Below are 20,660 nucleotides of genomic sequence, written 5' to 3'. Positions count from 1 at the left end.
ACGAAACAATGAACATCAGGAACAAACTCCTCGCGCCGCTGCTGACGGCCACCGCCATCGGGCTTGTATCCGTCGCCCCGGCGATGGCCGAGAGCGTGGTGCGCATGGCGCTGAACGCGGATATCCGGGGCACCAACCCGGGCGTGACCCGCGACGGCAACACTGACATCGTACACAGCCAGTTCGTCGAGGGGCTGGTCACCTACGGCGAGAACTTCGAGATCATCCCGATGCTGGCCGAGACCTACGACATCTCCGAAGACGGGCTGACCTACACCTTTCACCTGCGCCACGGGGTCAAGTTCCACAATGGCGAGGAGATGACCGCGAAAGAGGTCGAGTGGTCCTGGAACCGCCTTGCCGGCGAGGAGTCCGAAAGCCACTGCAAGAACTACTTCAACGGCAAGAACGGCATGAAGGTGGTCTCGGCCAAGGCGCTGGACGACGATACCTTCGAGGTCAAGCTCGAAACCCCCTTTGCCGTCTTCCTGGCCACCATCGCCCGTTTCGACTGTGGTTCGATGGGCGTGCTGCACCCTGACTCGGTCAATGCCGACGGCAGCTGGAACACCCCGATCGGCACCGGCCCCTACATGATGGGCGACCACCTGCCGGGCCGCTATGTCGAACTCAAGCGCTTTCCCGACTACGCCAGCCGCGACGAACCGATGAACGGCCTCGGCGGCGGCAAGCACGCCGAGGTGGACACGCTGCACTTCGATATCGTGAGCGAGGGCGCGGTGACCAAGACGGCACTGCTGGCGGGCGATCTCGACCTCGTCCCGATTGACGCGATGACCGCCACCGAGCTGAAGGACAAGCCGGGCTTCAAGGTGGATGCGACGCAATCGGCGGTCTGGGACACCTACCTGCTGAGCCCGCTCGACCCGGTGCTGAAGGATGTCCGCATTCGGCAGGCAATGGCCCACGCCATCGACCCTCAGCAAATCATGGCCGCGATCACCGAAGGGTTCGGCAAGGCCTCGCCCTCGCCGGTGCCGCCGATGTCCAAGAACTTCACCGCCGTCGAGGCCGAGTATCCGGCCTATGACGTGGACCTTGCCAAGTCGCTGATGAAGGAGGCGGGCTACAACGGCGAAGAGATCAAGATCCTCGCCACCCGCCGGAACGGCGCCTACTACGAGCGGGCGCTGATGGCGCAGGCCATGCTGATGGACGCGGGCTTCAACGCCACGCTGGAAGTGGTCGAATGGGGCACCCAGCTCGAGGCCTACCGCACCGGCGAAGGCTACGCGATGCAGTCCTTCACCTTCTCCCCGCGGCTTCAGGCCGGGCTGAGCTTTGAAATGTTCACCGGCTCCGAGGTCCGCAAGGCCTGGCAGAATCCGGAGGCCATTGCCCTGGTCAATGAATCCCTGCAAACCGGCGATCCCGAACGCCTGCAACAGATCATCGACGAGCTGTCGCGCCGCTTCAACGAGGACGTCCCGGCCATCGGTCTTGGTCACCGGATGCTGTTCACCGGCATGTCGGACCGCGTCGAAGGGTTTCAGGACTGGGGCGCGGGCGTGCTGCGCGGCTGGATGCTGCGGGTCGCGGACTGACGCCTGAACCCGGGAGACGACGGCCATGATCCTCTTCGTTCTGCGACGTATCCTGATGTCGGTTCCGACCCTCATCATCGTGGCCGTCATCATCTTCTGCCTCGTCCGGGCCCTGCCGGGCGACGCGGCCCTGATGATGCTGGGCGGCAATATCGACGACGAGTCGACGCTTGAAATGATGCGGCACCAGCTGGGGCTGGATCAGCCCCTGCCTGTGCAGTTCATGGCCTGGCTGCGCGAGATCTTCTCGGGCAACCTCGGCATCTCGGTGCGCACGGGCCAGCCGGTCGGCGAGCTGATCCTCGACCGGTTCAGCGTGACGGCAACCGTGGTGCTGCTGGCGATGGCCTCGGCGCTGGCGGTCTCGATACCGGCGGGCCTCTTCGCGGCGCACCGCCACAATACCCGCGCCGACTATGCCATCGTCGTCGCCACCATCCTCAAGCTGTCGATGCCGAGCTTCTGGGTCGGGCTCATGCTGCTGGTGCTGTTCGGCGCGATCCTCGGCTGGCTGCCGACCGTGGGCTACGTCTCGGTCTCGCAGGATTTCGGGCTGGGCGTGACCTACCTGATCCTGCCGGTGACCTCGCTGGCCCTGTCCGAGATCGCGGTGATGACGCGCATGATGCGGGCGGGCAGCCTCGAGGTGATGAACCGCGATTACGTGACCCACGCCCGCGCCAAGGGCCTGCCCGAGCGGCAGGTGCTCTGGCGCCACGTCTTTCCCAACGCCTTTGCGCCGACGCTGACCATGGTCGGCATCGCGCTGGCGGGGCTGCTGGCCGGGGCGGCGGTGACCGAGACCGTCTTTACCCTGCCCGGGCTGGGCAAGCTGCTGGTCGACTCGATCTATGGCCGGGACTACCCGGTGTTGCAGGGCGCGCTGCTGTTCATCGCCGCGGTCTATGTCGTGACCAACCTGCTGATCGACATCGCCTATTCCTTCTTCGATCCCAAGGTGCGCCTGTCGTGACTTTCGTTTCCCGCCTGCTGGGCAAGACCAACGGCCTGATCGGCGCCGTGATGCTGGGCCTCGTTCTCGTCGTGGCGTTCCTCGGTGCCGTCTGGACCCCTTATGACCCGCTGAAGTCGGACCTGCTGAACCGCTTTGCCGCGCCGGGCCTCGCCCATCCCTTCGGAACCGACATGTTCGGCCGCGACGTGCTCTCACGCCTCATGCGCGGGGCGTGGGTCTCGGTCTCGATCGGTCTCTCGACCCTCGTGATCCCGGTGGTGCTCGGCACCGTGCTGGGCGCGGCCGCCGGGTATTTCCGGGGTTGGTTCGACCGGCTGCTGATGATGGTGCTGGATGCGCTCATGGCCTTCCCCGGCCTGCTGATCGCGCTGGGCCTGATGGCGGTCATCGGGGCCAACCGCTACGGCGTGATCCTGGCGCTGTCCTTCGCCTATCTCCCCGCCGTGACCCGCGTGGTGCGCGGCTCGGTCCTTTCGATCAGCCAGAACGAATTCGTCGAGGCCTCGGCGGTGATGGGCAATTCGCGCCTCTACACGCTGATCGTGCATATCCTGCCGAACTGCCTCGCCCCGCTGATCGTGCTGTCCACCATGATGTTCGGCTGGGTGCTACTGGCCGAAAGCGCGCTCAGCTTTCTCGGGCTCGGGGTGCCGCCGCCGGAACCGAGCTGGGGCAACATCCTGTCCGAGGCCAAGGCGCATCTGATGCGGTATCCGCTGCTGGGCCTGCTGCCGGGCATCTGCATCTCCATCGCGCTGCTGGGCGTGAACCTGCTGGGCGACGCGCTGCGCGACGAACTGGACCCGAAATCGGCCTCGGCGCCGTCCAAGGAGGCGATCTGACATGGGCAACACGACGACAGACCCGCGCGAACCGCTGCTGCGCATCGACGACCTCGAAATCTCCTTCGGCTCGGCCTCGGTGGTCCGCGGCGTGGACCTGAGCCTGAACGAGGGCGAGATCCTCGCGCTGGTCGGGGAATCCGGCAGCGGCAAGAGCATGATCGGACGGTCGATCCTCGGGCTGCTGCCCACGCCGGGCCGGGTCAGCCGGGGCCGCATCCGATTTGCCGGGCACGAGATCACCGCGCCCTCCAGCCCCGAGGAACTGCGCCTGCTGCGGGGCCGTTCCATCGGGCTGATCTTTCAGGAACCCCTGTCTTCGCTGAACCCGACCATGCGGATCGGCGAGCAGATGTTCGAGGCCATGCGCCTGCACACCGACCTGTCCGAGGCGCAGATCCGCGACCGCGCCATCGAGATGCTGCGGCAGGTCCGGCTGGACCGCCCCGAGACGCTGCTGAACCGGTATCCGCACGAGTTCTCGGGCGGGATGCGGCAGCGGATCATGATCGCCTCGGTCATGATGTTGAAACCCCGGCTGCTGATCGCGGACGAGCCGACGACAGCGCTGGATGCCGTGGTGCAGCGCGAGGTGCTGGACATCATGGAGGACGTCGCCCGCGCCAGCGGGACCGCCGTGATCCTGATCTCGCACGATCTTGCCGTAGTGGCCCGCTATGCCGACCGGATCGCGGTGATGGAAAAGGGCGACCTTGTCGAAACCGGCGCGACCCGCACCGTGCTGGCCCGGCCCGCCCACGACTACACCCGCCGACTGCTCGCGGCGGCGCAGCTCGGCACGCCCAGCCCGGTGTCGGGACGACCGGGAGCGGCCCTGCTGAAGGTCGACAACCTCAGCGTCGACTTCGCCGAGAAGACCTTCCTCGGTCTCTTCGGCAAACGGGTGCACCACGCGGTGCGCGACGTCTCCCTCACCGTGGCTCCGGGAGAGTTCGTCGGCCTCGTAGGGGAATCCGGCAGCGGCAAGAGCACCATCGGGCGCGCCGTCTGCAACCTGACCCCCAAGGCGGGCGGCACGGTCAGCTTCGACGGGCGCGATCTGGATACCTGCGGGGCAGGCGAGGAGCAGCGGCTGCGGCGACGTATCCGGGTGGTGTTTCAGGATCCGTTCTCGTCGCTCAATCCCCGGATGCGCATTGGCCGCATCGTGCGCGAAGGGCTGCGCCACGAACCGGGCCTGTCGGCCGCCGAACGCCAGAAAGCGGCCGAGGACATGCTGGAGGCGGTGGGCCTCTCGCGGGACATGGCCGGGCGCTTTCCCCATGCCCTCTCGGGCGGGCAGCGCCAGCGCGTCGCCATCGCGCGCGCCCTCATCGCCAAGCCCGACCTGATCATCGCGGACGAACCCGTCTCGGCGCTGGACGTCACCATCCAGGCGCAGATCCTTGCGCTGCTCAAGCGGTTGCAGGCCGAGTACGGCTTTGCCTGCCTGTTCATCAGCCACGACCTGCATATCGTGGAACAGCTCTGCGCGCGGCTTTACGTGCTGCACAAGGGGCGGCTGGTCGAAGAGGCCCCGACGCCCGCCATCTTTGCCGCGCCGCGCCATCCCTACACGCGCCGCCTGATGAGCGCCTCGCCGAGGCTGGAGCAGGGTGACGACGGCTTGCAGCTGGCCGAGACGGAGCTGCCGGAGATCGGAGGGGCCGAGGCGGACTATTACGATGCGACGCGACCGGAGGATCCTTACCGGCTGATCGACACGGGGCAGGGCCACCACGTTGCCCTGCGCAGCGAGGAGCGGCGGGCCGGCTGACCGCCCCCGCCGCTCACATTATCCGGCGGCGATCATCCGTTGCGAACACTGGAAGAAGGCGTCGATCGCGACCTTCGATCCGGACAGCGAATAGGACAGTTGCCGCGACATCTGGGGAGAGACGACCTCGGCCGTGGCGCCCTTTGCCAGATCGCGCAGCAAGCTGGAGAATAGCGACGTCTCCTTGACCGGCATGAGGTACAGGACGCCGGAGGGGTTGTCGTTGCCGTAGTTTCGGCCGCGCAGCGGGTACCGGCTCTCTCCGACCGAGACGAGGAACGTGGTCTCCGGCGGCATCGCCTCCAGACGGGGCAGGCGCAGCATCACGTAGAACCCGGCGCCCCGGATGTACTGCACCCCGAACATCTCGCCGAGCCGGGGCTCCTCGATGAAGCCCGCGCAGCTTGCCGTGCCGGTGCCGGGCTGGTGAAACAGCGACGCCTTCCAGTTCTTTTCCTGCGCGAGAAGGGTCTCGGCAAGCTGGGCCGCCACGGGCGCGGCGGCGGCAAGGGCAAGGCAGAGGGCGGCGACGAGGAGCTTGGGGTGGCGCATTGCTGTCCTATCGGTTGCAGGTTGCCGAACGTTACGGCGGCGCGGGGGTATCTCAACGCTCCATCCGGGACTGCGGGCTTGCCACCCGGACCTGTTGCCCCTCGGTACCACTGCGCCGGTGGGCAGACCGGGCTGTAGCCGGGGCGCTGGCATTCGCCCGCCGGGCGATGTGCCTTGTGGGGGAGGGGGCGCTGCCCCGCCCGAGTGAAGGAGACCGACCGTGAGCAACGACCAGACCGGCGCGCGCTGCAGAGCCCTGCTGGCCGCGCATGAACCGGCGCTGGCCGAACTGGCGCGATGCGTTGAAAGCTGCCTGCCGACGGGGCTGGAGGAAGAGGCGGACATCTGGGTGCCGCCGCTCTATGACCTTGCCGAGCACCGGGCGTTTCTGGAGCATCTGGCCCGCCAGCCCGACCGCTACCTGCTGACCCTGATGCTGCAAAAGGCGGAACTGATCGGCGAAACGCTGGCCTATGTGCAGGGCCACGCCGATCTTTCCGCCGTGCCCACCGTCGCCGGATACCTGCAGGGCCTCGCGGCCCTGTCAGAGACGGGCTACGGCCAGATGGCGTAGACGTAGGCGCAGTAGCCCGCGAGCAGGACCGCGCCTTCCCACCGTGCGATCCTGAGGCCGGTGGCGGCGAAGATCACCAGCAGCACCGAGACGCCCACCATCAGCAGGTTGTCGAAACGGACGATGGCGTCGGGCACCTCGGAGGGCGCGATCAGGGCGGTGGCGCCGCCGATGCCCAGCACGTTGTAGATGTTGGAGCCGACGATATTGCCAAAGGCCACATCGCCCTGCTTCTTCATCGCGGCGACCACCGAGGTCACCAGTTCGGGCATCGAGGTGCCGACCGCGACGATGGTCAGCCCGATCACCGTTTCCGGGATATCGAGCGATTGGGCGAGGCTGACCGCGCCCCGGACAAGCAGCGCGCCGCCAAAGATGACGAGGACGAGCCCGCCGACCGAGATCAGCAGGGGGCCCACGAGCGTGCGCGCCCGCACGCGCGCCGGGTCGAGGGAGACATCGACCCCGGCCAGAGCGGTGGCCTTGTCATGCAGTGCGCCATGCTCACTCGCACCCGCACCCGCCTCCTGCCGGAAGGCGAGGTAGATGTAGCCTGCCAGCAGCACGAGGAACCCCGCGCCCAGCAGCCGGGTCATCGGCATCACGAAGCACAGGGCGGAGAACCCGGCGGCGACGGCCAGCATGACCACCGCGTCGCGCTTCAACGCCGAGGAGGCGACGGCGATGGGCAGCAGCATCGACGAGACGCCGACGATCAGCAGGATATTGGCGATGTTCGACCCCACGATGTTGCCGTAGGCGATCGAGGGCGAGCCCGACAGCGAAGCCTGCACCGAGGTCACCAGCTCGGGCATGGAGGTGCCGAAGCCGACCAGCGTGAGGCCGATGACCAGCGGCGAGACGCCCAGCTTTTCGGCCACCCGGACGGCGCCGCGCACCAAAAGGTCGCCCCCGAGGACAAGCAGCACCAGACCGCCAATCAGCGGCAACCAGATTTCCGTCATACTTTGGCACTCCAAGAGCCGAACCGAGCGAAGATCTGTCCCCGCCCCGGCCGCTTTTCAAGGAGGGCGCGGGGCGATCTTTTCTTCGGCAGGAACAGGCTGTTCGCCCGCGCTGTGGCGCGTTGCGGGCCCCGGCGACGGGCGATCGTCTTGACCTCCGGTCCGGGGCGTCCTACCGGGGGCGCAGGCCCAGCCGGACTCTCGGTCTTCGCCACGGTCGGATCCCCTTGTCACGCCCGGAGACCGTCATGATTGCCAATTCCCTGCGCGCCGCGCTCGTCTGCCTTGTCCTCTCGGCCCCGGCCTGCCTTGCCGACCCGGTGACCTTCGAGACCGCGACCGGGCCGCAGACTCTGCCGGAGCCGCCCCACAAGATCGCCGCGCTCGATGTGGCGGCCATTGACACGCTGACGGCGCTGGGCGTCACGCCCGCTGGCATCGTCTCGCCCCTGTTCGTCGATTACCTCGACCCCGAGATGGAGGGCGCCGAGGTCATCGGCACGATGTTCGAACCCGATTTCGAACGCATTGCCGCCCTGCAGCCCGACCTGATCGTGCTCGGCTCGCGGTCGCTGTCGCAGGCCAATGCGCTCTCGGGCCTCGGCCCGGTGGCCGACATGAGCGTGGGCGACGACGCGATGGCCGACGGGCTGGCCCGCCTTGCCGCCTATGGCGCGCTCACCGGGACGCAGGCCCGCGCCAGCGAACTGGCCGAGGCGCTGGACCAGAAGGTCGCGTCGGTGCGCGCGCTGGTCGCGGGCCGGGGCAACGCCCTGATCGTGATGACCAACGGGCCCAAGCTCTCGGTCTTCGGTGCGGCAAGCCGCTTTGGCTGGCTGCACACCGCGCTCGACTGGCCGCAGGCGGTGGATGACATCGGCGAATCCCGCCACGGCGAAGCGGTGACCTTCGAATACATCGCCGAGGCCGACCCCGACACGCTGATCGTGATCGACCGGGGCCAGGTCGTCGGCGGCGGTCTCGCCGGTGCCAAGGCGACGCTCGACAACGAGCTGATGCACCAGACCAAGGCGTGGAAGACAGGTCACATCATCTACCTCTCGCCCTCCGAGGTCTACGTGGCCTCCGGCGGTATCCAGGCGCTGAACATCACGCTGGATCAGCTGACCGACGCCCTGAAATCGGGCTCCTGACCGCCCGATGCGGGTCGCTCTGCCGCTCCTGGCGCTGGCCATGCTGGCGCTGCTCTCGCTCTTCGTGGGAGCGGCGGCGCTGACGCCGCAGAGCCTGTTCACCGATCCCGAGGCGGCGCGGCTGCTGCTGGTCAGCCGCCTGCCGCGCACCTTCGCGGCCATCCTCGCCGGGGCCGCGCTGGCCATCACCGGGCAGATCATGCAGATCCTCGCCCGCAACCGCTTTGTCGAGCCGGTCACCGCCGGGTCGGGGCAGAGCGCCGCGCTGGGCATCCTCCTTGCCGCCTATCTGGTTCCCGCCGCGCCGGTCTGGATCAAGATGGGCATCGCGGCCGCCACCACGCTGGTCGGCAGCGCGGGCCTGCTGCTGATGATCCGCCGCCTGCCGCCCACCCAGCCGCTGCTGGTGCCACTGGTGGCGCTGGTCTACGGCGGGGTGATCGGGGCCGGCGTGACCTTCGTCGCCTACCAGAGCGACATGCTCCAGTTCATCCAGACGTGGATGACCGGCGAACTTTCGGGCGTGCTCAAGGGGCGTTACGAACTGCTCTGGGTGGCGGGGATCGCCTCGGTCGCCACGTGGTTCATCGCCGACCGCATCACGCTGCTGACGCTGGGCGAGGAGCGGGCGCGCAGCCTTGGCCTGAACGTGCCGCTGATCACCGCCGCCGGACTGGCCGCGATCTCGCTGGTCACGGCGATGACCGTGGTCACGCTGGGGGCGATCCCCTTCGTCGGCCTCGTCGTCCCGAACCTCGTGGCGCGGATCATGGGCGACAACCTGCGGCGAAGCCTGCCGGTCTCGGCCCTCTGCGGGGCCATTCTGGTGCTGGGCGCCGACATCGCGGGCCGGGTGGTGCGCGCGCCCTTCGAAGTGCCGGTGGCGACCATGATCGGCGTGATAGGCGCGGCGCTGTTCATCTTCCTGCTCTACCGCGAGCCGCGCCGTGGCTAGGCGCTTTGTCATCCTCGGGCTGATCCTCGGCCTTTCCGCGCTTGGCTACATGACGCTTGGCGCGGTGGGGTCGTGGAGCTTTCTCATCCCGTTCCGGGGTGCCAAGCTGGCCGCGCTGCTGCTGACCGGGGCGTCGATCGCCACCGCGACGCTGTTGTTCCAGACCATCACCGCCAACCGCATCCTGACGCCCTCCATCATGGGCTTCGATTCGCTCTACATGGCGGTCCTGACGGTGCTGGTCTTCACGCTGGGGGCAAGCGGCTATGCCGCGCTGCCCGCGCCGCTGCTGTTCTTCCTCAATCTCGGCGTCATGTCGGCGCTGGGCATCCTGCTGTTCCTCGCCCTGCTGGCGGGCGGGCGCGGCGACATGCTCAAGCTGGTGCTGACCGGCATCGTGCTGGGCATCCTGATCCGCGCGCTTTCGAGCTTCCTGCAACGGATGATCGACCCCTCCGAGTTCTCCTCGCTGCAGGCGGCGAGCTTTGCGCGCTTTACCCATGTCGACCCGCTGTTGCTGGGCCTGTCGGCGCTGGTGTCGATCCCGGCGATCGCCCTTGCATGGCGGATGCGCCACCGGCTCGACGTGCTCTCGCTCGGCACCGAGGCGGCGACCGGGCTGGGCGAGCCACCGCGGCGGGGCCAGAAACAGGCGCTGGTCCTGATCTGCGTGCTGATCGGTTCGGCCACCGCGCTTGCCGGGCCGATGTCGAGCGGGTTCTCCGGCCCCTCGAACTTCCTCGGGCTGATCGTGGTGGCGCTGGCCCGCATGGTGACGCCGTCGTTCCGCCATGCCGTTCTGCTGCCCTCGGCCATCCTCGTGTCGGGTATCGTCCTGATCGGCGGTCAGACCGTGATGGAGCGGGTGCTGCATCTCTCCACCCCGCTGCCCGTGGTCATCGAACTGGTCGGCGGGCTGCTGTTTCTTGTCCTCTTGCTGCGAGGGAGCAGACAATGATCACCATCCGCGGCGTGTCCTACGAAATCCAAGGCCAGCCGATCCTGCGGGACATCGACCTCGACCTGCCGCGCGGCGGGGTGACGGCGCTGATCGGGCCGAACGGGGCGGGCAAGTCGACGCTGCTCTCGCTGATCGCGCGTCTGAAGAAACTCCAGTCCGGGCGCATCGGCGTGGATGACCTCGAGGTCGGCAAATGCTCTGACCGCGACCTTGCCAAGGTGCTGGCCATCATGCCCCAGAGCGGCCATGTCTCGGCCCGGCTGCGGGTGGGCGAACTGGTCGAGATGGGGCGCTATCCGTGGCACCAGGGGCGGCCCGGCGCGCACGACCGCGAGATCGTCGCCGAGACCCTGACCCGTTTCAGCCTCGACGCGCTGCGCGACCGCTTCCTCGACGAGATCTCCGGCGGTCAGCGCCAGCGCGCCCTTGCGGCGATGGCCTATGCGCAGGGCACCGACTACCTGCTGCTGGACGAGCCGCTGAACAACCTCGACATCGCGGCGGCCCGGCACCTGATGCGCCTGCTGCGCGACATGGCGACCGGGGGCGGCAAGACCATCGTCATCGTGCTGCACGACATCAACTTCGCCGCCGCCTTCGCGGACCGGATCGTGGTGATGCACGAGGGCCGGATCGCCGCCGACGGGGCGCCCGAGACGATCATCACGCAAGACCTCCTGACAGGCGTTTTCGGCACGGATGCCGAAATCCTTACCCTCGGCGCCCGCCCGGTGGTGATGGTCTGACCCATCGCCGGGTTGTTTCTTGACTGTTTTAGTCGAATTAAGTAAGCGCTGAGCCCAAGTGCCAGCCACCCCGAGTCCCGGGATCCGCCAGCAACGCATCCAGTTTCGACGCGGGACCGGAAGGTGGAGCGTGGCGCATTGCTGCCACGCCAGGCCCTTGCCCTTCCTGCATGCCGAACGAACAGCGCCGCAGCTTCGGACGCGGCCGCATGGAAAGGAGGCTCTGATGGAGCTTGTCATGCCCAGCCGGAACAGCGTCGTTGCGCGCGCAGTCGTGATCGCAGCCGCGCTCGCGCTCGGACCGCAGGGGCTCGCGGCCCAGACCGCCGCGCCCGAGATCGGTGCCGCGCCGCAGATCGCCGCTCCGGAGGCCGTCGACGAGGCCGCGCCCTCCCTTCCGCAGACCGGCGCTGAAACGCCTGCAACCGACCTCCCCGCGACTGCGGACGTCCCGGCAGAGGCCGCTCCGCTGGCGGACGAGACCCAGCCGGTCGCGACCGAAGAGGGCGTGGAGGACGGCGCCGAGGTGGTCGATCTGACCGATACCGTCGAGGTCGCCGCGCCGCTGACCCTCGCCGCCGCGCTGGACGATCCGCAGGCCGCCTTCAACGACGCCCGCGACCGCGCCGAGAAGTTCCTCGTCGATGGTGGCCCGACCATCTGGGCGATCACCGCGCTCTCGGTCGTGACCGTCGCGCTGATCCTCTGGAAAACCTGGCGCTTCTTCATGGCCGGGGCATGGTCGCGCCGGGCCTCGCGCCGGGCCGTCACCATCTGGGAATCCGGTCGCCACGCCGAGGCGCTGGCCCTCGTCAGCCGCCGCCGTGGCCTGCGCAGCCGCGTGACCACCGCCGCCATGCAGGCGGTGATGACGCTGCCCGAGAGCTCGGCCCGTGAAGAAACCGCGCGGGTGGCCAAGGGCCTGCTGGCACGGCAGGGCAGCGGCCTGCGCGCCCTTGAACTGATCGCCACGATTGCGCCGCTGCTGGGTCTGCTGGGCACCGTTCTGGGCATGATCTCGGCCTTCCAGGCACTGCAGGAGGCAGGCAGCCGCGCAGACCCCGCCATGCTGGCCGGGGGCATCTGGGAGGCGCTGCTGACCACCGCCGCCGGTATGGCCGTGGCCATTCCCGCCTCTGCCGCGCTGACGTGGTTCGAGTCGGTGATCGACGCGATCCGTCAGGACCTTGAAGACCTTGCCGCGCGCATCTTCATCGCGGCCCCGGTTCCGTCCGAGCCGGTCGAACTCGTCGACAACGTCGTGGACGCCCTGCGGGCGAAGCTGGCCGCCGAGTAATGAGCCTGTTCGCCGATCCTCCGCGACACCGGCGTCGGCCCAGCCTGACGCCGATGATCGACGTCGTGTTCCTGCTGCTGGTCTTCTTCATGCTGGCCTCGCGCTTCGGGCTCGACTCGGTCGTCGACATGACGCTGGCGGCCGGTGGTGGCACCTATGACGGGCCGCCGCGTCTGGTCGAAGTGCTGCCCGAGGGGCTGAGGCTGAACGGCATCGCCATCGACGACGGCGCGCTGAACGGCGCGATGGAGCGTCTGACGACCTCGCCCGACGACGTCATCGTGCTGCGCGGCGGCGAGGGCACCACGCTGCAGCGGATCGTGACCATCGGCGGCCTGCTGCGCGAAGGCGGGCATCCCCGCACGGTGCTGATCGAATGAGCATGGATTTCTCCCCGCCCCGCCGGGCCCCGCGCGGCGAGTCCATCGTGCCGATGATCAACGTGGTCTTCCTGCTGCTGATCTTCTTCCTGATGACCTCCAGCATCGCGCCGCCGGAACCCTTCCAGGTCAACCCGCCGGAAACGGCCGAGGGCAAGGCCGCCGATCCCGCGCCTGTGCTCTACCTGTCCGAAACGGGCGAGATCGCCTTCGAGGACGCGCGCGGCGACGATGCGGTCAGAACCTTCGTGGCCCGCGCCTCGGAAGAAGCAGCGACGGCGCAGCTCCGGGCCGCTGCCGGGGTCGAGGCGGCCTCGGTCGCCCGGCTGATGCGCGACCTCGCGGGGGCCGGGCTGGCCCAGGTGTCCCTTGTGGTGGCGGCAGAGAAATGAAGCGTATCGCGGAACTCCTCGTCTTCGTGGCGCTGGCCGTCGGTGCCCACCTCGTCTTTGCCATGCGCTTCGAGGGCGACGAAGGCTCTGAATCCGGCGGGCAGGGCGGCGAGGCGATGGTGACGGTGATGGCGTCCTCCAGCCAGATCGAGACCATGGTCGCCCGCTGGGAACGCCCGCCCGAGGTGACCGAGGTCGAGACGCCGCCGGACACGCCCGAGCCGACCCCGGTGGACCGTGCACCCAAGCTGGCCGCGCGGCTGCCCGACCTCGCCCCGTCGCAGAGCGCGGCCATCGCCCTGCCGAGCGCGCCCGAGGCAACGACGCCGCTCCCCGAGATCGACCTGACCGTGCCCGAGCCGGAACCCGAGCCCGAACCGGTGGCCGAACCCGAGCCCGAACCGGTGCCGGTGCCCAAGGTCCGGCCGCCGATGCGCCCCGAACCCGAGCCCGAGCCGAAACAGGCCGAGATCGCCGAGAAGGCCCAGAAGGAAGTGCAGGGCCGCGAAGCCCAGCGATCCGCCGGGACCGGCGGCAGCACGCAGGCCGGGAACAGCTCCGCAGGCAAGGTCAAGACCGATGGCAGCGGCAAGTCGGATCGGCTGCAGGTGGTCTGGGGCAGCCAGATCCGGACCCGGATCGAGCGCGCCAAACGTGCGCCGCGCGGTGCGCCCAAGGGCGTGGTCCTGCTGCAGGTCTCGGTCTCGCCCGACGGGCAGGTCGTCGGCGTCAGGGTCCGCAAGTCCTCGGGCGATGCCGGGCTGGATCAGGCGGCGCTGGCTGCAGTGTCGCGTGCGGGCCGGATGCCGCGCGCGCCCAAGGAGCTGACCGGCGCCAGCTACAAGTTCAACCTGTCGATGGACTTCATGTAACCCCGCTGCGGCCCCGCCTTTCCGGGACCGCAGGCGCTCAGGTCAGCGCCGCCAGCGGCGACACGGCCCGCTCGTCCACGAGATGACAGGCCACGCGGTGCCCGCCGCCCACGTCGCGCAGGTCCGGCGCGCTCTCGCGGCAGCGGGCTTCGGCCACCGGACAGCGTGAGGCAAAGCGGCAACCCTTGGGCATGTTCACCGGATCGGGCGGATCGCCGGGGATCAGGATGCGCCGGGTCGCCTCCCGACGGGCCCTGTCGACCGAGGGCACGGCCGAGAGCAGCGCGGCGGTGTAGGGATGCAGCGGGTTGTTGAACAGGCTCAGCCGGTCGGCATGCTCCACCACCTTGCCCATATACATGACCGCGATGCTGTCACACATGTGCTGCACCACGCCGAGGTCGTGGCTGATGAACAGGTAGGTCAGCCCGAATTCGGCCTGCAGGCGGCGCAGCAGGTTCAGGATCTGCGCCTGCACCGCCACGTCCAACGCCGAGACCGGCTCGTCGCAGATGATCAGCTCGGGCTGCGTCGCCAGCGCCCGCGCGATGCCGATGCGCTGGCGCTGACCGCCCGAGAACTGGTGCGGGAACAGGCGCTGCTGTTCCTTGCGCAGGCCCACGGCGGCGAACAGGCGGTCGACGATCTCCTGCTTCTCGGCCTCGCTCTTGGTGCTCAGGCTGTCCAGCGGCTCGCGCACGATGGCCTCGGCCCGCTGGCGCGGGTTCAGGCTCGAATAGGGGTCCTGAAAGATGAACTGCACCCGCTGGCGCGCCTTGCGCAGCGCCTCGCCCTCCAGCCCGAGGATGTCGGTTCCGCCGACCTTCACCGCGCCCTCGTAGGCCGGCACCAGCCGGGCCACGGCCAGCGCGGTGGTGGTCTTGCCCGAGCCGCTCTCGCCCACCACGGCCAGCGTCTCGCCGCGCTTGACGGTGAACGAGACGTCATCGACGGCATAGAGGTACGAGCGTTTGCCCCAGCTGCCTCCCCGGCTCACCTCGAAGCGGACGGTCAGGTTCTCAACGTCCAGCAGCGGCTTGTTCTCGGTCTCGCTCATCACAGCGCCTCCGCGTGCCAGCAGTCGGATATCTGCCCGTTGCCAAAGCCCTTGGCGGGCGGGCGGTGTTGCAGGCACTCGCCCGAGCGGTACTTGCAGCGCGAGGCGAACAGGCACTGGTCCCGCCCGAATTCGCGCAGGCTGGGCACGATGCCCGGCACCTCGGTCAGCTCCTCGCGGGTCTCGGTCAGGTCGCTCATGATGTGCGGCACGCAGGAGATCAGGCCCTGTGTGTAGGGATGGCGCGCATGGTCGATGATCTGGTCGACCGGCCCGATCTCGGCCTTGCGGCCCGCATACATCACGATCATCCGCTCGGCCATTTCCGCCACCGCGCCCATGTCGTGGGTGATCATGATGATCGAGGTGCCGGTCTGGGCGCGCAGGTCGCGCAGCAGGTCAAAGATCTGGGCCTGCACCGTCACGTCCAGCGCGGTGGTCGGCTCGTCGGCGATCAGGATCTTGGGCTTGCAGGCCAGCGCGATGGCGATCATCACCCGCTGCCTCTGCCCGCCCGACATCTGGAACGGGTAGTCCGACACGCGCGAGCGCGGGTTCGGGATGCGCACCGCGTCAAGCAGCTCCGCCGCCTGATCCCAGGCCGCCTTGCGCGACAGACCTTGGTGCGTGCGCAGCACCTCGGCGATCTGCTCGCCCACGGTGATCACCGGGTTCAGCGAGGTCATCGGCTCCTGGAAGATCATCGAGATCTCGTTGCCCCGGATCTGGCGCAGCCGCGCCTCGCTCGCCGTGGTCAGATCCTCGCCGTCGAAGATCAGCTTGCCCGAGGCGATGCGCCCGATCCCCTCGGGCAGCAGGCCCATGATGGCAAGCGCGGTCATCGACTTGCCGCAGCCCGACTCGCCCACGAAGGAGAGGCTCTCGCCCGGCATCAGCTCGAACGACAGGTCGTCGATCACCGGGGCCACCCCGTCGCGCAGCTTGAGCTCGATGCGCAGGTTCTCGACCTTGAGAAGGGGTTCGGTCATCAGCGCTGCCTCAGCTTGGGGTTCAGGGCGTCGTTCAGCCCGTCGCCGACGAGGCTGATCGCCAGAACGGTGACAAAGATGGCGAGCCCGGGAATGGTCACGGTGAAACTGGCGTCGAGGATGTACTGCCGGTTCGAGCCGATGATCTGGCCCCAGCTTACGATGTTGGGATCGGTAAGGCCGAGAAAGCTCAGCCCCGCCTCGAACAGGATGGCCGAGCCGACCATCAGCGCCGACTGCACGATGATCGGCGGCAGCGCGTTGGGCAGGATCACCTTGAACATCAGCCTGAGGTTCTTCACGCCCGAGGCGCGCGAGGCGGTGACGTACTCCAGCTCGCGGATGCGCAGGAACTCGGACCTTGTGATGCGGGCCACGGCGGTCCAGCTGACCACGCCGATGGCGAAGGTGATCATCGGCAGCGAGGCCCCGAACAGGGCGACGATGACCATCGAGAACAGCAGCGTGGGCAGCACCTGGAAGAACTCGGTGATGCGCATCAGCACTTCCTCGACAAGGCCGCGATAGAACCCGGCCAGCGCCCCGACGGTCACGCCGATCACCACCGAGACCACAGCGGCGGCAAGGCCGATCAGCAGCGACACGCGCGCACCGTTCAGAACCATCGCCATCATGTCGCGGCCAAGGTAGTCGGTGCCCAGCAGGTAGCCGTCGACTCCCGGAGGCGAGAAGGGTGCCCAGACCATCTCGAACGGGTCGGTGGCATAGAGGATGGGGCCGAAGATGGCGCCGAGGATGATCAGCACCAGCACCGCCAGCGCCACCACGGCGGCATGGTTGCGCCGGAACATCTCCCAGGCTTCGACGAAGGGATGCCGTGCCTTCTGGATCGGCTCTTCGGGGATCACGGGCGTATCGCTCATCGGCGGCCTCCGAGGCGAGGATCGACCAGCCGCAGGGCGAAATCGGTCAGCAGGTTGCCGACGATCACCACGAGGGCCGAAAAGAACAGGATGCCGAGGATCGTCGGCGTATCGCGGGCGATGATGGACTGGAAGGCCAGCGTGCCGAGACCCGGCCAGCTGAACACCGTCTCGACCAGCACCGCGCCCGACACCACGGCCGAGAACTGAAGACCGGCCAGCGTGATCACCGGCGACAGCGCGTTCTTCAGCGCGTGCTTGTAGACCACGTCGCGCTGGCTCAGGCCCTTGGCCTTGGCCGTGCGCACGTAATCCGACCCCAGCACCTCCATCATGGTGGCCCGCGCAAGGCGCGAGTAGAGGGCGAGGAAGATCGAGGCCAGCGTGATCATCGGCAGCACGAGGTGGCGCAGGATGTCCCAGGCATGGGCGAAGAAACCGCCGGTCACGGTGATGTCCTGCATCCCGGCCACCGGGAACAGCGGGATCTTCAGCGAAAATGCGATCAGCAGCAGGATGCCGGTCCAGAACACCGGCGCGGAATAACCGAACAGGGCGAGGAAGGTCACGAAGTGGCTGAGCATCCCGTTCGGCCTGCGGGCCGAGACGACGCCAAGCACCACGCCGACGACCAGCGCCAGCACCTGTGCGCTGACCACCAGCAGCAGCGTCGCGGGCAGCCGTTCGAGGATCAGCGAAGTGACGCTCTGGTTGTAGAAGAAGGAATAGCCCAGATCGAAATGCAGCACGTTGCCGATGTAGCGGCCCAGCTGCACGAGGAAGGGCTGGTCGAGGCCATAGTCGATGCGGATCCTCTCCAGCACTTCGGCATCGGCGCCGCCCATCGATTGCGAGATGGTGTCGGCCACATCGCCGGGTGCGAGGTGCATGAGAGAGAAGTTGAGCACCAGCACGGCCAGCAGCAGGGCCAGCGCATAGAAGATGCGGATAAGGGTGACGCGAGCGGCGGGCAAGGGCAGGTCCTGACGGGGCTGGCGGGGAAGGAGACTCCGCGGCGGGGACCGCCGCGGAGGAAGGTCAGACCGGGATCATTCCTTGAGGTAGGTCATGTCCATCGGCGACGAGGTCGACCAGATGCCCATCGGCGGGTTGCCGACCTTGTTCGAGTAGACGAGGTGATAGGGCAGGGCGTTGATGAAGTAGATCGGCACTTCGTCGGCGACGATCTTCTGGAACTCCGAGTAGAGCGCCTTGCGCTTCTCCGGGTCGGTTTCCTTGCCAGCCATCTCCAGCAGCTCGTCCACACGCGCGTTCGAGTAGTTCTGGGTGTTCGACCAGACGCCCTTGCCGATGTTCGAGCTGAGGTAGGTCCGGTGCACGCCGATCACCGGGTCGCCCCAGTTGTAGACGGCGTCCCAGCTCAGGTCGAAGTCGCCTTCGCCCATGCGCTTGGCCCATGTCGGGAAGTCGGCGCTGGCGCGCACGGTGACCTCGATACCCACCTTCTTGAGCGCGGCCTTGACGTATTCCACCTGCGGCTTGGCCTCGGCCCAGCCGTAGTCGATGGTCAGGTCGAAGCGTTTGTCGCCCTGCATCGGAAAGCCCGCTTCGTCGAGCAGAGCATTGGCCTTGTCGAGGTCGAGGTCATAGGTTTCGACATCCGGCTCGTAGAACGGGCTGTCGGGGTGGATGCCGGTGTGCGCGTCGGTCGCGGTGCCCAGCATCAGCGCCTTGAGGATGAACTGCTTGTCCACCGCATAGGCGATGGCCTTGCGCACCTTCACGTCCTGCAGCGGGCCCTTGGCGGTGTTGATGGCCAGCCAGTCGATCGGGCCGATGGCGCCAAAGCCCTTGTCGGTCACGGTCAGCCCATCGACCTTCTTAAGCCGGTTGACGATGCGCGGGATGGTCTCGAACGAGCCCATCTGGACCTCGCCGTTCTCGTAGGCGATCGCGCGGGCTGCCGGATCGGTGATGATGCGCGCGACGATCTTGTCGAGGTAGGGACGGCCGTCGATGAAGAAGTCATCGAACTTCTCCAGCACGAAATACTCGCCGTTCTTGAACTCGGTCAGCTTGAAGGGGCCCGAACCCACCACGTTCTCGATGTTGCGCGGGTGGGTCTTGATGTCCTGCCCGTCGCCGTAGATGTGCTCGGGGATGATCGACATCAGCTGTCCCGACATCGCTAGCATCAGCGCCGGGTGCGGCTGGCTGAGGTTCAGCACGGCGGTATAGTCGTCGGGCGTGTCCACCGACTCGACCGGCGCGAACATCGCCTTGAAGGGGTGGTTCTCCTTGATCATCTTCACCGAAAAGGCGACGTCCTTGGAGGTGATCGGCACGCCGTCATGGAACTTGGCGTTGTGGACCAGGTGCAGCGTCACGTGCAGGCCGTCGGCACTGGTCTCCCAGCTTTCGGCGAGGTAGGGCTGCGGCGTCCAGTCCTCGTCGTAGCGCAGCGGCGAGGCGAAGATCTGCGCGCCCGGGAAGCCGGTGGCGATGCCCGACTGCACGGCGGAGTTCATGGTGCGGATGTTGGACCCGACGGCGACGACCAGCGTGCCGCCCTTGGTCGGCTCCTCCGCGGCGGCGCCCGTCGCCACCAGCGCGACGGTTGCCGTTGCGGCAAGAAGACGTTTGAACATATGTGTCACGTGACACTCCTCTGTTGGTTTGTTGGGGTTTTTTGAAGCAAGCCTAGACCAGCAAGTTATCCCGCAAAAAACAGATTTAATGGGCTCTATTACCACTTTTTCTAGTGGATTTGGCGCGGTCGAGCCCGACGATCAGATCGTCGAACGCTCCGGCGTCCCGCAGTTCGAGGCAGCTTTCGATGAAAGACCGCACGGTTTTCGGCTGCCGCGTGTTGGCCAGTGTCGCGATTCCGAATACCTGCGTTTGGGTCTCATCCCGGATCGGCATGGCGCGGAACCGCGTGTCGTTCCGGCGGTAATCCGGCGGCAGGATGTTCAGCATGGTAAAGCCGAAGCCCCCCGCCACCAGCGCCCGGGCGATCTCGGCCGAGCGGGTGGAATGCGAGACATTGGCGGTCAGTCCGCGGCTCTCGAACAGGCCAAGGAAGTATTCCTTGGTGCCCGGCAGGTCGAGCATGACCATCGGTCGTTCGGCTAGGTCGGCATAGGTCACCGCCGGTTCCCTCGACAGCGGATCATCGGTCGAGATCAGCGCATAGGGCGGCGCGTGGAACAGCGTCTCGAAGTCATGACCGGCGTTCAGGCTGACCTGATAGGTAAAGACCAGATCGGCGCGCCCCTGGTCGAGAAATTCGATGATCCCGGCCATGTCGCCCTCCAGCACCTGCATCGAGATGTTCGGGAAACGCTCGGTCACACTCTTGAGGATCGGCGGCAGAAACGCCGGGGCCGCCGTGCCGTAGCAGGCGATCCGCACGAGGCCGGTGGCGTCCTGACCCAGCGATTGCAGTTCCGCCCCGAAGTGGCGCGACTGGTGGATGAAGCCCCGGATCAGGCGCAGCGCCTCCTGTCCGGAAGGGGTCGCCTTGATCCCGCGCGCGGGGGTGCGCACGAAGATATCGTATTCCAATGCATGTTCCAGCGCGTCGATCGCGGCGGTCACCGAGGACTGGGAAATGGCCAGTTCCTCGGCGGCCTTGGCGATGGAACCAAGGCGGCCAGCCGCCTCGACATAGCGCAACTGCTTCAGCGTGAAATTCATCGACATGAGCAATTCCCACAAAAAACCGGGGTTAATAGGCAGATAAATCTATTTTCCCAAAG

Annotated in this window: 21 protein-coding genes; 13 read left to right on the top strand and 8 right to left on the bottom strand. The window is 67.5% G+C overall.

Annotated features, from left to right (window positions below; translation table 11 throughout):
- The first annotated feature begins 8 nt into the window (after nt 1-8).
- The 4 genes from DDT93_RS12240 to DDT93_RS12225 are packed head-to-tail and all read left to right on the top strand — an operon-like array spanning nt 9 to nt 5,160.
- Nucleotides 9-1,565, top strand: coding sequence for an ABC transporter substrate-binding protein (locus DDT93_RS12240; protein WP_109466129.1), 1,557 nt, complete (start codon nt 9-11; stop codon nt 1,563-1,565).
- 25 nt (nt 1,566-1,590) lie between these two features.
- Nucleotides 1,591-2,538, top strand: a complete 948-nt coding sequence (locus DDT93_RS12235; protein ID WP_109466128.1) for an ABC transporter permease — start codon at nt 1,591-1,593, stop codon at nt 2,536-2,538.
- Entirely contained in the window at nt 2,535-3,383 is an 849-nt protein-coding gene (locus DDT93_RS12230) for an ABC transporter permease (protein WP_109466127.1), read from the top strand. The genes DDT93_RS12235 and DDT93_RS12230 overlap by 4 nt, the downstream gene beginning before the upstream one ends.
- 1 nt (nt 3,384) lies before the next feature.
- Nucleotides 3,385-5,160: an ABC transporter ATP-binding protein gene (locus DDT93_RS12225; protein WP_109466126.1), complete on the top strand. Its 1,776-nt coding sequence runs from the start codon at nt 3,385-3,387 to the stop codon at nt 5,158-5,160.
- 18 nt (nt 5,161-5,178) lie between these two features.
- Here the strand turns inward: DDT93_RS12225 and DDT93_RS12220 are convergent, their stop codons facing one another.
- Entirely contained in the window at nt 5,179-5,712 is a 534-nt protein-coding gene (locus DDT93_RS12220; protein ID WP_109466125.1) for a hypothetical protein, read from the bottom strand.
- Nucleotides 5,713-5,932: 220 nt separating this feature from the next.
- On the opposite strand from DDT93_RS12220, the gene DDT93_RS12215 reads away from it, so the two are divergent.
- Nucleotides 5,933-6,286, top strand: a complete 354-nt coding sequence (locus DDT93_RS12215) for a hypothetical protein (RefSeq protein WP_109466124.1) — start codon at nt 5,933-5,935, stop codon at nt 6,284-6,286.
- Here DDT93_RS12215 and DDT93_RS12210 read toward each other — a convergent pair.
- Nucleotides 6,268-7,251: a calcium/sodium antiporter gene (locus tag DDT93_RS12210; RefSeq protein ID WP_109466123.1), complete on the bottom strand. Its 984-nt coding sequence runs from the start codon at nt 7,249-7,251 to the stop codon at nt 6,268-6,270. The genes DDT93_RS12215 and DDT93_RS12210 overlap by 19 nt on opposite strands.
- Before the next feature lie 248 nt (nt 7,252-7,499).
- On the opposite strand from DDT93_RS12210, the gene DDT93_RS12205 reads away from it, so the two are divergent.
- From DDT93_RS12205 to DDT93_RS12170, 8 genes are all read left to right on the top strand, one after another.
- Nucleotides 7,500-8,405, top strand: a complete 906-nt coding sequence (locus DDT93_RS12205; RefSeq protein WP_109466122.1) for a siderophore ABC transporter substrate-binding protein — start codon at nt 7,500-7,502, stop codon at nt 8,403-8,405.
- Nucleotides 8,406-8,412: 7 nt separating this feature from the next.
- Entirely contained in the window at nt 8,413-9,360 is a 948-nt protein-coding gene (locus tag DDT93_RS12200; RefSeq protein WP_109466121.1) for an ABC transporter permease, read from the top strand.
- Nucleotides 9,353-10,318, top strand: coding sequence for an iron chelate uptake ABC transporter family permease subunit (locus DDT93_RS12195; protein WP_232825443.1), 966 nt, complete (start codon nt 9,353-9,355; stop codon nt 10,316-10,318). The genes DDT93_RS12200 and DDT93_RS12195 overlap by 8 nt, the downstream gene beginning before the upstream one ends.
- On the top strand, nt 10,315-11,067 hold the full coding sequence (locus DDT93_RS12190; protein WP_109466120.1) for an iron ABC transporter ATP-binding protein: 753 nt from the start codon (nt 10,315-10,317) through the stop codon (nt 11,065-11,067). The genes DDT93_RS12195 and DDT93_RS12190 overlap by 4 nt, the downstream gene beginning before the upstream one ends.
- Nucleotides 11,068-11,293: 226 nt before the next feature.
- Nucleotides 11,294-12,364, top strand: a complete 1,071-nt coding sequence (locus tag DDT93_RS12185) for a MotA/TolQ/ExbB proton channel family protein (RefSeq protein WP_232825442.1) — start codon at nt 11,294-11,296, stop codon at nt 12,362-12,364.
- Nucleotides 12,364-12,744, top strand: coding sequence for an ExbD/TolR family protein (locus DDT93_RS12180; RefSeq protein WP_109466119.1), 381 nt, complete (start codon nt 12,364-12,366; stop codon nt 12,742-12,744). The genes DDT93_RS12185 and DDT93_RS12180 overlap by 1 nt, the downstream gene beginning before the upstream one ends.
- Complete coding sequence (locus DDT93_RS12175; protein WP_332872697.1) at nt 12,741-13,136, top strand: ExbD/TolR family protein; 396 nt, start codon at nt 12,741-12,743, stop codon at nt 13,134-13,136. Before DDT93_RS12180 ends, DDT93_RS12175 begins: the two co-directional genes overlap by 4 nt.
- A complete protein-coding gene (locus DDT93_RS12170) occupies nt 13,133-14,008 on the top strand; it encodes a cell envelope integrity protein TolA (protein WP_109466117.1) in 876 nt (291 codons plus the stop codon). Before DDT93_RS12175 ends, DDT93_RS12170 begins: the two co-directional genes overlap by 4 nt.
- Nucleotides 14,009-14,045: 37 nt before the next feature.
- On the opposite strand, the gene DDT93_RS12165 is transcribed toward DDT93_RS12170, so the two are convergent.
- From DDT93_RS12165 to DDT93_RS12140, 6 genes are all read right to left on the bottom strand, one after another.
- Nucleotides 14,046-15,065, bottom strand: a complete 1,020-nt coding sequence (locus tag DDT93_RS12165) for an ABC transporter ATP-binding protein (protein ID WP_109466116.1) — start codon at nt 15,063-15,065, stop codon at nt 14,046-14,048.
- A complete protein-coding gene (locus DDT93_RS12160) occupies nt 15,065-16,054 on the bottom strand; it encodes an ABC transporter ATP-binding protein (protein ID WP_198654835.1) in 990 nt (329 codons plus the stop codon). The genes DDT93_RS12165 and DDT93_RS12160 overlap by 1 nt, the downstream gene beginning before the upstream one ends.
- Complete coding sequence (locus DDT93_RS12155; protein ID WP_109466114.1) at nt 16,054-16,938, bottom strand: ABC transporter permease; 885 nt, start codon at nt 16,936-16,938, stop codon at nt 16,054-16,056. Before DDT93_RS12155 ends, DDT93_RS12160 begins: the two co-directional genes overlap by 1 nt.
- A complete protein-coding gene (locus tag DDT93_RS12150; protein ID WP_198654834.1) occupies nt 16,935-17,912 on the bottom strand; it encodes an ABC transporter permease in 978 nt (325 codons plus the stop codon). Before DDT93_RS12150 ends, DDT93_RS12155 begins: the two co-directional genes overlap by 4 nt.
- A gap of 75 nt (nt 17,913-17,987) precedes the next feature.
- Nucleotides 17,988-19,547: an ABC transporter substrate-binding protein gene (locus DDT93_RS12145; protein ID WP_109466113.1), complete on the bottom strand. Its 1,560-nt coding sequence runs from the start codon at nt 19,545-19,547 to the stop codon at nt 17,988-17,990.
- 85 nt (nt 19,548-19,632) lie between these two features.
- The gene (locus tag DDT93_RS12140) at nt 19,633-20,604 is read right to left on the bottom strand and encodes a LysR family transcriptional regulator (RefSeq protein ID WP_109466112.1); all 972 of its coding nucleotides are present in this window, start codon (nt 20,602-20,604) and stop codon (nt 19,633-19,635) included.
- Nucleotides 20,605-20,660 lie beyond the last annotated feature (56 nt).

The sequence above is a fragment of the Albibacillus kandeliae genome, from assembly GCF_003116585.1.
GTDB classification, from domain to species: Bacteria; Pseudomonadota; Alphaproteobacteria; order Rhodobacterales; family Rhodobacteraceae; genus Albibacillus; species Albibacillus kandeliae.
The sequence above is the reverse complement of the archived record's forward strand: the minus strand, read 5'-3'. Positions and strand labels throughout refer to the sequence as shown.